Source organism: Dokdonia sp. MED134 (genome assembly GCF_000152925.2).
Lineage (GTDB): Bacteria > Bacteroidota > Bacteroidia > Flavobacteriales > Flavobacteriaceae > Dokdonia.
The window spans coordinates 1,234,861-1,247,565 of sequence record NZ_CP009301.1; the positions used below are offsets into that span (position 1 = coordinate 1,234,861).

At 38.3% G+C, this 12,705-nt stretch carries 11 protein-coding genes; 6 read left to right on the top strand and 5 right to left on the bottom strand.

Going from position 1 to position 12,705, the window contains the following annotated elements; all coding sequences use genetic code 11:
- Window positions 1–3: 3 nt before the first annotated feature.
- Window positions 4–708 (top strand): porin family protein, encoded by a 705-nt coding sequence (locus MED134_RS05495; RefSeq protein ID WP_038597212.1) that lies wholly within the window; start codon window positions 4–6, stop codon window positions 706–708.
- A gap of 10 nt (window positions 709–718) precedes the next feature.
- Here the strand turns inward: MED134_RS05495 and MED134_RS05500 are convergent, their stop codons facing one another.
- The gene (locus tag MED134_RS05500; protein WP_038597218.1) at window positions 719–1,459 is read right to left on the bottom strand and encodes an RNA methyltransferase; all 741 of its coding nucleotides are present in this window, start codon (window positions 1,457–1,459) and stop codon (window positions 719–721) included.
- Between the two features lie 77 nt (window positions 1,460–1,536).
- Between MED134_RS05500 and MED134_RS05505 the strand changes: the two genes are divergently transcribed.
- The 3 genes from MED134_RS05505 (at window position 1,537) to accD (ending at window position 6,357) form a co-directional block, all read left to right on the top strand.
- Window positions 1,537–4,068: a BamA/TamA family outer membrane protein gene (locus tag MED134_RS05505; protein ID WP_237747152.1), complete on the top strand. Its 2,532-nt coding sequence runs from the start codon at window positions 1,537–1,539 to the stop codon at window positions 4,066–4,068.
- A 179-nt stretch (window positions 4,069–4,247) separates the two neighbouring features.
- Window positions 4,248–5,315, top strand: coding sequence for a class II fructose-bisphosphate aldolase (gene fbaA / locus MED134_RS05510; protein ID WP_021778358.1), 1,068 nt, complete (start codon window positions 4,248–4,250; stop codon window positions 5,313–5,315).
- A 184-nt stretch (window positions 5,316–5,499) separates the two neighbouring features.
- On the top strand, window positions 5,500–6,357 hold the full coding sequence (gene accD / locus MED134_RS05515; protein WP_035325293.1) for an acetyl-CoA carboxylase, carboxyltransferase subunit beta: 858 nt from the start codon (window positions 5,500–5,502) through the stop codon (window positions 6,355–6,357).
- Between the two features lie 87 nt (window positions 6,358–6,444).
- On the opposite strand, the gene MED134_RS05520 is transcribed toward accD, so the two are convergent.
- Window positions 6,445–7,422 (bottom strand): polyprenyl synthetase family protein, encoded by a 978-nt coding sequence (locus MED134_RS05520; protein WP_021778356.1) that lies wholly within the window; start codon window positions 7,420–7,422, stop codon window positions 6,445–6,447.
- Between the two features lie 130 nt (window positions 7,423–7,552).
- Here MED134_RS05520 and MED134_RS05525 point away from each other — a divergent pair, with 130 nt between their 5' ends.
- Window positions 7,553–8,407, top strand: a complete 855-nt coding sequence (locus tag MED134_RS05525) for a T9SS-dependent choice-of-anchor J family protein (protein WP_021778355.1) — start codon at window positions 7,553–7,555, stop codon at window positions 8,405–8,407.
- Window positions 8,408–8,453: 46 nt separating this feature from the next.
- On the opposite strand, the gene rlmN is transcribed toward MED134_RS05525, so the two are convergent.
- Both rlmN and MED134_RS05535 read right to left on the bottom strand, forming a co-directional pair.
- Window positions 8,454–9,494, bottom strand: coding sequence for a 23S rRNA (adenine(2503)-C(2))-methyltransferase RlmN (rlmN, locus tag MED134_RS05530; RefSeq protein ID WP_021778354.1), 1,041 nt, complete (start codon window positions 9,492–9,494; stop codon window positions 8,454–8,456).
- Between the two features lie 138 nt (window positions 9,495–9,632).
- Window positions 9,633–10,796, bottom strand: coding sequence for a pyridoxal-phosphate-dependent aminotransferase family protein (locus tag MED134_RS05535; protein WP_021778353.1), 1,164 nt, complete (start codon window positions 10,794–10,796; stop codon window positions 9,633–9,635).
- A gap of 56 nt (window positions 10,797–10,852) precedes the next feature.
- On the opposite strand from MED134_RS05535, the gene MED134_RS15250 reads away from it, so the two are divergent.
- A complete protein-coding gene (locus MED134_RS15250) occupies window positions 10,853–11,005 on the top strand; it encodes a hypothetical protein (protein WP_158407701.1) in 153 nt (50 codons plus the stop codon).
- Window positions 11,006–11,060: 55 nt separating this feature from the next.
- On the opposite strand, the gene MED134_RS05540 is transcribed toward MED134_RS15250, so the two are convergent.
- Window positions 11,061–12,671 carry an isocitrate lyase gene (locus MED134_RS05540; RefSeq protein WP_021778352.1) on the bottom strand — a complete coding sequence of 537 codons (1,611 nt, stop codon included), beginning with the start codon at window positions 12,669–12,671 and terminating at the stop codon, window positions 11,061–11,063.
- Between the last annotated feature and the right edge of the window lie 34 nt (window positions 12,672–12,705).

Genomic DNA, 12,705 nt, shown 5'->3' on the forward strand with positions numbered 1-12,705 from the left:
TTTATGCGCACATACATTGCTGTAATAGCACTTGTTTTAAGTTTTTCTTCGGTTAATGCTCAGTGGTTATCAAGACCCAGAGTTCAGAATGATCAAAACTTTGATAAAAAACCTATTTCTTGGGGATACTACTTTGGTGTAAACTCGATGGATTACAATTTTGATTATCAAAATGAGCAAGAAGACATACAGGTTGAAAAATCTGTAGGTTTTAATGTAGGTCTCATAGGTGACTTAAGACTCTCTGAGTTTGTGAGTTTACGTACTGAGCCAGGACTTATCTACACACAGCGTAATCTTATGTATGTGCCAGACCCACGTTTTGATGATGAAAATGATCAGCTACGCGAGGTGCCCTCTACGTATATATACTTACCACTTGCACTTAAATTTAATACGAGAAGACTTAATAATGTGCGCCCTTATGTACAATTTGGCGTAGCTACAGTAACTAATTTATCTAGCAACGAAGACAATCCAGATGATAACTTTGCTGGACAGTTCCGTACAACCTCTAGTCCTTTCTTTTATGAGATGGCTATAGGTGTAGAACTATATCTTTACTACTTTAAATTTATACCTAGTATAAAAGGTGTCTTTGCCGCGTCTGACGAGTTAGTACGTGATAATAGACCTAACAGCCCTTGGACCGGTAATATTACAAAGATGCAAACCAGAGGTGTGTTCTTAAACTTCACCTTTCAGTAAGACCGCGCTACTACCCTCTTTTAAACTCACTTAAGCAAATTGCCGTTGCCGTTGCTACGTTAAGACTTTCGGTAGCTTGTGTGATACCAAATCTAGGTATAGCAATACGCTTTGTCACGAGTTCCTCAATACTCGTAGAGATTCCGTTTGCCTCATTACCCATTACAATCACACCCTCTTGCGGCAGTGATGCTGCATAAATATTTTCTCCATCCATAAAGGTCCCAAAAACGGGACGGTCTTCATTAGACAAGTATGTATCAATATCTGTATAAATAATCGATACCCGCGTGAGCGATCCCATTGTGGCTTGCACCACCTTTGGGTTATAACAATCTACAGTAGCCTTTGAGCACACCAGCTGCTTTATCCCAAACCAATCACAAAGACGTATAATAGTGCCTAGGTTACCAGGGTCACGTACATCATCTAGCACAACGGTAAGCCCAGACCTATCTATAGCTATTGCTTCTGGCATTTTAAATGTTGCCACTGCCTTTTGTGCGGTTTTTAAAAAGGTGAGTTTCTTAAGCTCGGCTGGAGTTGTTTCATTTACTTTAGACTGGTCTTGGGGTGATAACGCTTTCGCGAAAGCGGAAACATCTTCGGTATGTAATTCTACAAGCTCTAGTGATGATAAAAGAAGTTCATTTACAACCTTAATACCCTCTGCAACAAAAACACCTTCGCGCTGGCGGTACTTTTTTTGCCCTAAACTCGTTATTCGTTTGATTGTATTTTTGCTTACCACGATTAAGATGTACTTTTGAAAATGATGAAAACGACCTATTGAAAACAACTTGTACAAAAATATCACTATTTCTGGTAGTGGCACTCTTTCTGTTAGGTTGTAACGCAACAAAACGAGTTCCTGCAGATGGTCACCTCCTTACAGAAAACACCATTTATGATGGTGAAGAAAAAGTAAGCGAGACACGCCTTTACAATTACCTGTACCAAAAACCTAACACAAAACTACCCCTCATAGGTACGCCTCTACGGTTATATATTTATAATCTGGCAAGGCCTAATATAGACTCTATACTTGATGCGCAACGTGCTGCGAGTGCAAATAGATATACCTTCTGGGAACGACTACTTTCTGCAAAGCAAGTAGAAGCTGTGCGTAATTTTAAAAAGAATTTTAATAGCGGTATAAAAAAGACTGGTGAAGCTCCAGCCATCGTAACAGAAGCCATTACCGAAAAATCTGCCCAACGCCTTACTGCTTATTATGTAAACAATGGCTATTTTAATGCCGAGGTGGGCTACGACATTAAGAAAGATAGTAACCAGCGCGCATCTATAGATTATAAAGTAAAGAAGGGTACACCTTACTTTTTAGATAGTCTTACCCCTATCATTGCTTCTCCAGTGGCAGATTCTATTTATTATGTACATAAAGACGAGTCTGTACTAAAACCGGGAGAGCGTTATGCCACAGCAAACATAAATACAGAGACACAGCGCCTTACAGAATTATTTAGAAACAATGGCTTATACCACTTTGAGTCTGATTATATACGCCTTGTAGGAGATACTGTAAAAACAAACCATAAGGCAAATCTAGAGTATATAATAGATAACCGTACAGAGACTGTAAATGACTCTACGTATGAGGTTCCTTTTAAAGTGCATAAAGTATCTAACGTAAACATCATAACAGATTATAATTATGATAATCGTAATAAAACCTTTAATGACTCGCTTGTAAGTGATGGCTTTAATATCTATGCTTATGATAAAATAAATTACAGACCTAAGGCACTTACAGATATTATCCCTCTTAAGCCTGGCGCTATCTACCGCGATGTAGATCGCATACAGAGTTTGAGCAGGTTGAGTAGACTTGGTACATTTAAGTACCCTAGTATCTCATATACCGAAGACCCTGCAGACAGTACACGATCTGACCTTATAGCAAGCATACGACTCACACCGCTAGAAAAATATAAGCTTAGGGCAGATTTTGATGTCTCTACCTCAAACATTCAAGACTTTGGGATTGCAGGTTTTGGGTCGCTATTAATTCGTAATATCTTTAGAGGAGCAGAAACACTTGAAATCTCTGGTCGTGGTAGTGTAGGAGCATCTGATGATGCGGCAAATCCAGATGATAGTTTTTTTAATATCTCTGAAATAGGCGCAGATATGCGTCTTACCTTCCCACGTATATTTTTTCCTTTTAATACTAATAAATGGATACCTGCAGAGTGGCAACCTAACACCCGTTTTAACCTAGGTGTGGGCGTACAGCAAAATATAGGTCTAGATAAACAAACTGTGAGCGGTAGTCTCACGTACAACTGGAGCCCATCTTGGAAAAGATCTTTTAGCGTAGATCTTGTAAATGCACAATATGTGCGCAACCTCAATCCAGATAACTATTTTAACATCTACAGAAATAGTTATGATGATTTAAACAGTATTGCTCAAAACAATCAGGCAGATATAAATCCTGCATATTTTACTACAGATGCAAGTGGTGAGGTAAACCTCTCAATACCTTTTGGCGCAGAGCAGTTTATAAATGATGTAGATAATGGTAACGCTGGTGATATTTCTCAAAATGATATAAATGATATACAAGCTATAGGCGAGCGACAGGAGCGACTTACAGAAGATAACCTCATTGTATCTCTTAATATCTCCCACACCTACGATAATAGAGAAAACCTTTTTGACGAAACCTTTAGCCGTTTTAGAACAAACATCGAGCTTGCTGGTAATGCCTTAGCCCTGGCAGGTAATATTGCAAATACTAGCAAAAATGAAGATGGTAATAAAAGTCTCTTTGGCGTAGTATACTCACAGTATGTAAAAACAGAACTAGACTACTCTCGTCACTGGGACCTAGGTAATAATAATATTATTGCGGCAAGAGCCTTTGGTGGGATTGCCATTCCTTATGGTAACTCTGGGAGTATTCCTTTTATACGTAGTTTCTTTGGCGGTGGGTCTAATGATAACAGAGCCTGGAGAGCTTATGACCTGGGACCAGGAAGCAGCGGTAGCCCCAATGAGTTTAATGAAGCAAATATGAAACTTGCTTTTAACCTAGAATATAGATTTGACCTCATAGGGCCTATAGAAGGTGCGCTCTTTACAGACGCTGGTAATATTTGGAATGTTTTTGATAATGTAGAAGATGAGGCCTCAAGATTTACAGGGTTTGAGAGTTTACAGGAGCTAGCATTAGGTTCAGGTTTTGGACTGCGATGGGATTTTGACTTTTTTGCACTCCGCTTTGACATAGGTTTTAAAACATACAACCCAGCCCTTGCAGAGGGTGATAGATGGTTTACCCAGTACAACTTTGCAAATGCTGTCTATAACGTGGGGATTAATTACCCATTTTAATCTTAGATAGATGAGCTTATGTAAAATGATATAGACACACTTTATATCATTGAAATACTTCTAATTATGCTTTCGCGAAAGCGTAATTCTCCTAAAACGTTATCGTAGTAACCCACCTCACAAGAATAATAAACGAGTAATATTCATTACTTTTACTACATAAATTTTAAACTCATACAATGTCGCATTCTATAAAACCAGGTGTTGCCACAGGGCACGAAGTACAAGCAATTTTTAACTATGCAAAGGAAAAAGGTTTTGCCCTTCCTGCTGTAAATGTTATAGGGTCTAATAGTATAAATACTGTGCTAGAAACAGCAGCTTCACTTAACGCTCCTGTCATCATACAGTTTTCTAATGGTGGCGCCCAGTTTAACGCAGGTAAAGGACTTAGTAATGAAAACCAGCAAGCAGCCGTACTAGGAGCAGTAGCTGGAGCAAAGCACGTACACGAGCTTGCAAAGGCATATGGAGCTACAGTTATTTTACACACAGACCACTGTGCAAAAAAGTTACTCCCTTGGATAGATGGTTTACTAGATGCTAGTGAGGCGTACTATAAGGAGCACGGTCACTCACTCTTCAGCTCTCATATGATAGACCTAAGTGAGGAGCCTATAGAAGAGAACATAGAGATTTGTAAAAAGTATCTTGAGCGTATGGCAAAAATGGATATGACCCTTGAGATAGAGTTAGGAATCACAGGTGGTGAAGAAGATGGTGTAGATAATAGCGATGTAGATGACTCAAAATTATATACCCAGCCAGAAGAAGTTGCTTATGCATATGAAGAATTGAGCAAGGTAAGTGATCAATTTACAATCGCTGCAGCTTTTGGAAACGTACACGGAGTATACAAGCCAGGTAATGTGAAGCTTACACCAAAAATTCTTAAAAACTCACAAGAGTACATTTCAGAAAAGTATGGAAAGGAGCATAATCATATAGATTTTGTTTTTCACGGAGGAAGCGGTTCTACCGTAGAAGAGATACGTGAGGCTATAGGATATGGTACTATAAAGATGAATATAGATACAGATCTTCAGTATGCTACTGCAGAGGGTATACGTGATTATTTTGGAGAAAACGCCGAATATCTTAAAACTCAAATAGGAAACCCTACTGGTGATGACTCTCCTAACAAGAAATTTTATGACCCACGCGTATGGTTACGCAAGGCAGAAGGAACGATGGGAGCACGTCTTAAAAAAGCTTTTGAAGACCTTAATAATGTAGATACGCTCTAATAATCAACATATTATTACAACATAAAAGGGATGATGTCAAAATTGTTTGATATCATCCCTTTTACGTATTTTTACAGCCTATTATTTTGAAATTTTGACCGCTTACGCGAAAGGTTGATACCATACAATGTCACCTTTGCTAAGAAGAACTAATAATACCCTTAACCAAATTCAAACACCTTATATGGCTTGGTTCAAACGTAAAGAAAAAGGAATACACACTGCAACAGAGGATAAAAAGGATACTCCTAAAGGACTCTGGTATAAATCACCTACTGGTAAAATAGTAGACACAGAAGAGCTAGAAAAAAACTTCTATATCTCACCAGAAGATGGGTACCACGTACGCATAGGGAGTAATGAGTATTTTGAAATTCTATTTGATGATAATAAATACAAAGAGCTAGACGCAAAACTCACCTCAAAAGATCCTCTCAAATTTGAAGACAAAAAGGCGTATGCAGATAGGCTAGTTGCCGCTCAAGAAAAGACTGGACTTAAAGATGCCGTGCGTACTGCTGTAGGTAAATCTAAAGGCTCAGACCTAGTGATAGCTTGTATGGATTTTAGCTTCATAGGTGGATCTATGGGTAGCGTTGTAGGAGAAAAGATTGCACGTGCTGCAGACTACTCTCTCAAAAATAATATTCCTTTTATGATCATCTCAAAATCTGGTGGTGCTCGTATGATGGAAGCCGCACTATCACTTATGCAACTAGCAAAAACAAGTTCTAAACTTGCTCAACTAGCAGATGCTGGTATACCTTACATATCATTATGTACAGACCCTACCACTGGAGGAACAACTGCCTCATTTGCAATGCTAGGAGACATTAACATCTCAGAGCCAGGAGCACTTATAGGTTTTGCTGGACCTCGTGTGGTACGCGACACTACAGGTAAAGAATTACCAGAAGGTTTCCAGACCGCAGAGTTTGTACAAGAGCACGGTTTCTTAGATTTTATAACACCTAGACAGGAGCTTAAAAACAAAATTAATCTTTACTTAGATCTTATACTAAATAGACCAGTAAGGGCTTAATTTTTATATCTACATAAACGATAAAAGCGGCTCATTGAGCCGCTTTTATCGTTTATGTATTATGCAAGCAAGGAGTTATTAAAAAATTTACTTCTTTCTATCTATCACATAATTTACCATAAGCTCTAGCGAGTCACGGTATACAGATTGAGGATAGGTCATAAGTATCTCGAGTGCCTCTTGCTGTAATGCCTTCATTTTTAATATCGCATAATCGAGGCCGCCATTATCTTTTACAAAGGCAATCACTTCTTTTACACGCTTCTTATCTGTATTCTTATTTTTTATACTATTAATAAGCCAGTCCTTCTCTTTTTTTGAAACTGTATTGAGTACATATATAAGCGGTAAGGTCATCTTTTGTTCCTTGATATCAATACCTGTAGGTTTTCCTATTTTTTCAGAACCGTAATCAAAAAGATCATCTTTAATTTGAAAAGCCATCCCTATAAGTTCACCAAACTTATGCATACGCTTTACCTCTTTACCTTTTGCGTGAACGGCTTGAGCTCCCATTGCACAACAAGCTGCAATGAGTGTCGCGGTTTTTTGTCTAATAATCTCGTAGTACAACTCTTCGGTGATATCTAGTTTTCTTGCTTTTTCAATCTGGAGTAGTTCTCCTTCAGAAATTTCGCGTACAGCGACAGAGATAATTTGTAATAAATCTGTATCACCATTATCTATAGAAAGAAGTAGTCCTTTTGAAAATAAAAAATCACCTACTAATACAGCAATCTTATTTTTCCATAAAGCATTGAGTGAAAAGAAACTGCGACGCATATTACTATCGTCTACTACATCATCGTGTACGAGACTTGCCGTATGTATTAATTCTATAACAGAGGCGCCTCGATATGTACGGTCGTTTACCTCACCGCTATTCATCATTTTTGCAGTAAGGAATACAAACATAGGTCGCATTTGCTTGCCCTTACGATTTACAATATAATGTGTTATACGATTAAGAAGCGCGACTTTAGAGCGCATAGAAAGGGCAAACTTTTCTTCAAAAAGCTCCATTTCATAGGCTATGGGTTCTTTAATTTGAGCTACTACTTTCATTATAGTAAAGATACCACTTACAAATAGGATTGTATTTATAAACTTATTGTATAGATAGTGTTAAATTTTCATTAAGAGCCTATAATTTCTGTAACTTAAGCCTCGTATTAATAATCCTAATTAAAAAAATATGAAACAAATTACTCTTATTGCTGCTTTTTTTCTTGCAGTATTTACAATGAATGCTCAAAACACCTTGATTGATGAGGGTTTTGATGATATTACGACCTTAACTGACTATACTGTTTTAAATGTAAGTGATACTCCTAATACAGATATATTTCAAGGTAACGATGCTGTTTTTGAAGCATTTGATGGTGCCAGCACATCTTATTTAGGTATGAATTTTAACGCTACAGGTGGATCAGTTATTGATGTTTACTTTATAACGCCAGAGCTAAATTTAAGCAATGGTGATGAATTAACATTTTATACTAGAACTGGTGCAGCTAGTGCTTTCCCAGACAGATTAGAAGTGCGTTTAGATCCTGATGGAAGCGGAACTGAACCAACTTCTTCAAGTAATGGTTCTTATACCGACGTACTATTAGAAATAAATCCATCTCTTGCAGTGGGAGGATACCCAGAAGATTGGGAACAACAAGTTGTAACAATGTCCGGTCTTCCAGACGGCGGGGTGATTACTAAAGTTGCATTTAGATACTGGGTTACAGATGGTGGACCAGCAGGAAACAACTCAAACTATATAGGTATTGATCGTCTTACTGTAGACGCAACGCTTTCTACAGAAGAGCTACTAGCTCAAGGCTTAAACATTTCTGTAGCATCTAAAATACTTACAATAAGTTCGCAAGAAGAATTAGTAAATGCAAAAATTTTCAATCTCTTAGGGCAAGATGTAAGAACATCTTCACTTAGCGGAAATACAGATACAGTAGATCTCAATGATTTACCTACTGGAGTATATGTTGCTCAAATAAGTAGCGCTACTGCATCTACTTCAATAAAAATTGTAAACAAATAAGTTTATTACTTAGACATAAAAAAAGCGACTCAATTGAGTCGCTTTTTTATTGCTTATTTGCCAGTTGTCCGCAAGCGGCATCTATATCTTTACCTCGTGATCTTCTCACGGTTACTGTGACACCATTTGCTTCAAGCACATCTACATAACGGTCTATAGCTTGAGGGTTTGCTTGTTGAAACTGACCATCATCTATAGGGTTATACTCTATGATATTTACTTTACTAGGCACTGCTTTACAAAAATCTAATAAAGCATCTATATCTATCTGTCTATCATTTATGCCATCCCAAACTACATACTCATACGTAATGCGCTTTCCAGTTTTTTCATACCAGTAAATAAGTGCTTCTTTGAGATCTGCGAGTGGCATTTGCTCATTAAAGGGCATAATCTCTGTACGTACATCATCTAGTGCAGAGTGCAGCGATACAGCAAGATTAAACTTCACCTCTTCATCTGCCATTTTTTTAATAATCTTAGGCACACCAGAGGTAGAGACTGTAATTCTCTTAGGTGACATACCTAGTCCTTCTGGATCTGTGATCTTATCTATAGCCTTAATCACATTATTATAATTCATTAATGGCTCTCCCATCCCCATAAAAACAATGTTAGACAGGGGTCTATCGTGATATAACTTACTTTGTCTATCTATCACAACTACTTGATCTACGATCTCATCTGGGTTGAGATTACGCATTCTCTTTAATCTAGCTGTCGCACAAAATTTGCAATTAAGACTACAACCTACTTGTGAAGACACACAGGCGGTTGTCCTACTCTTAGTAGGTATTAAAACAGACTCAACCGTAAGACCATCGTGCAGCTTTACAGCGTTCTTTATAGTACCATCACTACTACGTTGCATCTGGTCAACACGTATATGGTTAATCACAAAATGCTCATCTAGCAAGATGCGTGTCTCCTTTGAAATGTTAGTCATATCTACAAAGTCGTGTGCGCCCTTTTGCCATAACCACTCATAAACCTGATTACCTCTAAAGGCTTTATCACCTTGGTCTACAAAAAAAGCTCTAAGATCTTCTTTGGTTAATTTACGTATGTCTTTCTTTTCTGTTTTCACGATGCAAAGGTACGGAGTTGTTTGTTGTTTCCCGCACTAGATCTTATAGATACAACCAGGTCACCATACCACACCCATCATAAAACAATAAAACCCTCTATTATGAGGGCTTAATTGTTTTAAATATGATAATCAATACTAGATGAGACTATCTTGAAATGTTCTAAGACTTACTCCCATTTCAAAAGGATACTTCTGAGATTGTAGTGCACGCTCTAGCGCTCCCAGCACAGCTAGCAAATCATTAGATGATACAGACCCCATATGCCCTACTCTAAAATAAGTTGTCTTAACTTCAGAAAGCAATCCTCCCGCTACGATAACATCATCTGCTACCATATGAGCACGCAGTAATGCTCCATCTATATTTTCTGGATAATAAACAGCTGTTAGTGTATGAGCAGCGATTACATCTTCTGTAGGTAAAATAGATAAATTAAGAGAGGTTATTGCAGCTCTAAAGGCTCGAGCAAGCCTTTTATGTCTTTGCACTCTTGCGCCTATTCCCTCATCACAAATAATACCTAAACTTTTCTCTAAGGCCAAAATAAGATTTACAGGCGGCGTGCCAAAATAAGATGGTCTCTCTTCTTGATAAGCAATCATTATAGGTAGCCAGTTATTCCAAGAAGCATAATAGTTACCTACGGGTGTTTTTCTATTTTTCCAGACGTCTAGCGCTTTTTGAGAAGCAACAAGCAGTGCAAGCCCCGGCGGTACGCCTATGGCTTTTTGAGATCCAGTTAATACCACATCTACTCCCCACTTTTCTTGTAAAATTTCTTCCCCTGCTACAGAGCATACCCCGTCAAGTATAGTGAGTACTCCATACTTTTGCGCAAGCTTACATATAGCCTCTGGCGCTACCATAACTCCTGTAGATGTATCTACGTGTGTAAACGTGAGTAATTTATAGGAGCCTTCTTTGAGCGTTTCCTCTATAATATCTAAAGGCACTACTTCACCTATAGGCGCACTAAGAACCGTAGCTTCTGCGCCATAAGTTTCTAGAATATCTTTAAACCGCGCTCCAAAATATCCGGTAGAAATGACAAGCGCACTATCTCCTTTCTCAATAAGGTTAGACGCCGCCATATCCATAGCTAGCGTTCCGCTTCCGGCAACTATAAAGGGCTGACCACTAGTTGATTTCCAAACCTCCTTCATCATATCCAGAGCGTTTCCAAAAACGTCGATAAAATTTGGCGCAACGTGACTTGTGGTAGGCACAGCCATTGCTTGCAATACATCTGGTTCAAACTCTATTGGTCCAGGTATCATAAGTAATTTTCTGCTTTTCATAATTTTCAATAATATGTTAAGGCTCTTTTCTGAAGTGAGTAAATCATCACATAAAGATGCTCATTATAATGATACAACTTTTTAGATATACGCTTTCGCGAAAGCGTAATAACACCCCACACAGCCATTATACAAATAAGAAATTCCAGCCAGATAGTGTAAACCAATACTTCCTACCAAAGACTATATCTGGACTGAAATTTCTTTAATTTCAAAAAGACGATGTGAGCAAGCATCGCCTTCTTACAACAAATTGAGGTTTACTTACTCTGCGAGCACAGCCTTTTGCTTTGTTACGGGTTCTTTTACAGTAAACTGGTTACTGGTATTATTTGCTCCACCAGCCTTGAGAGCTCTATCTCCTGCATAAAATGTTTTGTGATCATCTCCCAGATCTGAACCAGCCATTCTCTGGTGTTTTACACAAGAAACACCTTTGCGTATTTCTTCTCTCTGCACATCTTTTACGTAGGCTAGCATACCTTGATCTCCAAAATAGCCTTCGGTAAGATTATTCATATGCAGCGCAGTGGTGTGATATGTAGGCAATGTAATAAGGTGGTGGAAGATGCCTGCCTCTCTAGCACCATCCATCTGGAAGGTTTTAATCTTCTCATCTGCACGGTGTGACAACTCTGTATTATCATACTCTACATCCATAAGATTATTACGGTCATAAGCTGTCATATTCTCGCCTTCTTCTAGCATCTCGTCATAAGCTTGATTACGGAAATTGAGTGTCCAGTTAAATGACGGTGAGTTGTTGTATACCAGCTTTGCACTAGGCATTACCGCTCTCACTCTATTAACCATATGAGCGATTTGCTTTACATTAGGTGTAGGGGTTTCTATCCATAAAAGATCTGCTCCATTTTGTAAACTCGTAATACAATCTAATACAACACGATCTATATTTGTTCCGTTTTTGAATTTATACAATCCGTTAGGTAGTCTTACTGGACGTACAATTTTACCATCACGTTTTAATAGTACATCATCTTCTTTTGCAGTAGCAACATCTATCTCTTCTGCCTCTACAAAAGCAAGATATTGTGATGCAAGATCTCCTGGCTCCTGACTTACCGGTAGCTTTTGAGTAAGACCAGCCCCCTCAGAGTCTGTTCTTGCTACAATAACACCTTGCTCTACTCCTAGTTCTAAAAAGGCATAGCGTAGTGCATTAATTTTTGCAATAAAATCTTCGTGCGGTACGGTTACCTTTCCATCTTGGTGCCCACACTGCTTAGCGTCAGACACTTGATTTTCTATTTGAAGAGCACAAGCACCTGCCTCTATCATTTTTTTGGCAAGAAGGTATGTTGCCTCTTCATTACCAAAACCTGCATCAATATCTGCAATGATAGGCACAACGTGCGTCTCATAATTATCTATTTGATCCTGCACATCTTCACCAGCATCTAGACGACGAAATAGATCGTTGAGCTCTACAGCATCTGCCTGGCGTAAAAAAGTGTAAATCTCTTCTATTAACTTAGGCACAGCAGTTTTTTCGTGCATAGATTGATCTGGTAATGGCCCTAGTTCCGAACGTAAAGCGGCAACCATCCATCCAGAAAGATATAAGTATTTTTTATTTGTAGTGCCGTGATGCTTCTTTACAGCGATCATTTTTTGTTGCGCTACAAACCCGTGCCAGCAACCTAGTGATTGCGTATAATTCATAGGGTTTGCATCATATTCTTCCATATCCTTACGCATAATAGCTGCGGTGTATCTGGCGATATCAAGACCGGTTTTAAATCTATTTTGCACCGACATACGAGCCGTGTTTTCTGGGCTTATAGAACTCCACGAGTTTCCGTGTTTTGCTTTAAGTGTACGAATAACTTCAAGGGCTGAATTATAATTTGACATAGTATTAAGTATTAAGAGATTATTTTATTTAAAA